Source organism: Rhodococcus phenolicus (assembly GCF_001646785.1).
GTDB classification, from domain to species: domain Bacteria; phylum Actinomycetota; class Actinomycetes; order Mycobacteriales; family Mycobacteriaceae; genus Rhodococcus; species Rhodococcus phenolicus.
Genome location: NZ_LRRH01000166.1, coordinates 1 through 2,262 on the forward strand (window position 1 = coordinate 1; position 2,262 = coordinate 2,262).

Annotated in this window: 1 protein-coding gene; it reads left to right on the top strand. The window is 70.1% G+C overall.

Annotation, left to right across the window (positions count from 1 at the left end; translation table 11 throughout):
- Positions 1-181: 181 nt before the first annotated feature.
- On the top strand, positions 182-2,262 hold a 2,081-nt coding region (locus tag A8G15_RS28405; protein ID WP_245688043.1), incomplete at its 3' end, for a condensation domain-containing protein.

Below are 2,262 nucleotides of genomic sequence, written 5' to 3' on the forward strand. Positions count from 1 at the left end.
GGCTCGGGGGTATCACGCGCGAGCAGGTCTGACGGCGTCGCGGTTCGTCGCCGATCCCCGGCCGGGGGCGAGCGGAGCGACGGGGGATGTCGCTGCCGGGGCGCGGTTGTATCGCACGGGTGATGTGGTGCGGTGGTTGCCGTCGGGTGGGTTGGAGTATGTGGGTCGGTCGGATTTTCAGGTGAAGATTCGGGGTCAGCGCATCGAGGTCGGCGAAATCGAGGCCGCGCTCACCGCGATCGAGGCCGTCGGCTCCGCGACCGTCATCGCTCACGGCGCCGGCGTGGAGACCCGACTGGTCGCCTATATGACGCCTGAAAATGGTTGCACAGTCGACGAACTCGATCCTTCTGCACTACGGACCCGGCTCGCCGGCACGCTGCCCGCGCACCTCGTGCCGTCGGCCCTGGTGGTGCTGCCGGAGCTGCCGATCACCGCGAACGGCAAGCTCGACCGCGCTGCACTGCCCGTGCCCGATGCCACCGACCACGCGGGGCGTGAACCACAGTCGCCCGCGGAGCTGTCCGTCGCCCGTGCCTTCCGGGCCGCGCTGGACCTCGACGACACCGTGCTCGTCGGCGTCGACAGCGACTTCTTCGCGCTCGGTGGACATTCCCTGTCCGCCACCCGGGTTCTCACGCGCCTGAACGCCGAGCACTCCGTGTCCCTGTCGCTGCGCTCGATCTTCGAGACCCCGACCGTCGGCACGCTCGCCGCCGCCGTCGAGGGCGCCCGCCCTGTCACTCATCGGCCTCGTGTCGGCGACACGGTGCGCCCGGATCCGCTGCCCGCGTCCTACGGACAGCAGTCGCTGTGGATGATCGAACAGCTCACCGGTGTGGACGCGCAGTACAACGTGCCCACCGTCCTCCGGCTACGCGGACAGGTCGACGCCCTCGCGCTCGCCGCGGCCGTCGCCGATCTCGTCCGGCGGCACGAGGCGCTGCGCACGCTGCTGGTTCCGGCCGACACCGTCACGGAGTCCGACGCCGCCGTGTACCAGAGAATCGTCGAAACCGATTCCGTCGCAGATCATCTCGATGTCGCACTCGACGACTGCGCGGATCCGGTCCAGGCGCAGGCCCGCGTCGCAGAATTCGGGCGCCGGCCTTTCCGTCTCGACACCGATCTGCCGCTGCGCGCCTTGATCCTGCGCACCGCAGCCGACGAGTGCGTGCTCGTGCTCTCCGTGCACCACGCCGCGATCGACGATTGGTCGTTCCCGACGCTGATGTCCGACCTGTCCACCGCGTACCGTGCCCGTCGCGCCGGCCACGAGCCAGGCTGGCCCATGCCGGAGGTGCAGTACGCCGACTATGCGGTGTGGCAGCGCAGGCTCCTCGGATCGGCCGACGACCCCGACTCGGTGCTTGCCGAGCAGAGTGCCTACTGGGCGCGCACCCTCGACGAGGCACCGGTTTCGTCGTCCATCGCGCTGGATCGGCCGCGGCCGACCACGCCGAATTTCCACGGCGCGCAGATCCGCGGCAGGGTCGACGCGGGCATCGCCGAGGCGCTGCACGTCACCGCGGAGCGCGCCGGGGTGTCGATGTTCATGGTCGCCCAGGCCGCGGTCGTGATCGCGATGCAGCGGCTCGGGGCGGGTGACGACATCGTGGTGGGGTCGCCGGTCGGTGGCCGCACGGACGAGGCGCTGGCGTCGGTGGTGGGGTATTTCGTGAACACGCTGCCGTTGCGTCACGATCTGTCGGGGGATCCGACGGTCGACGAGGTGCTGGGCCGGGTGCGGGAGGTCGTGCTCGGGGGGTTCGCCCACCAGGACCTGCCGTTCGAGGAGATCGTCCGCGCGTCGGGTGCCGAGCGGGTCGGCACCCACAATCCGTTCTACCAGGTGATGCTGGCTTATCGCGCCGACTCCGGCGACCTCGCGTTCGGGGCCGGGCTCGACTCGGTCACCGAATCCGCCGATCTCGCCGTCGTCAAGGCGGACCTCGAGATCTCCGTCTCGGATACCGGAGCCGGACTCGATCTGGCTGTCGACTACGCCACCGAACTGTTCGAGGCGGCCACGGCCGGGCGTTTCGTGGCGGCACTGTCCGCTGCGTTCGGTGTGTTGGCCGGTGCCGGTGGTGTGCGGTTGTCGGCGGTGGATGTGGTGCCGGTGGCGGATCGGGTGTTGGTGGCCGGGTTCGCTGCGGGTGGATCGGTGCCGGTGGAGTCCTCGACGTTGGACGAGTTGTTGGCGTTGTCGCCGGGGTTCTGTGCCGGCTCGCCGGCGGGGTTCGGTTCGGGTTCGCCGGC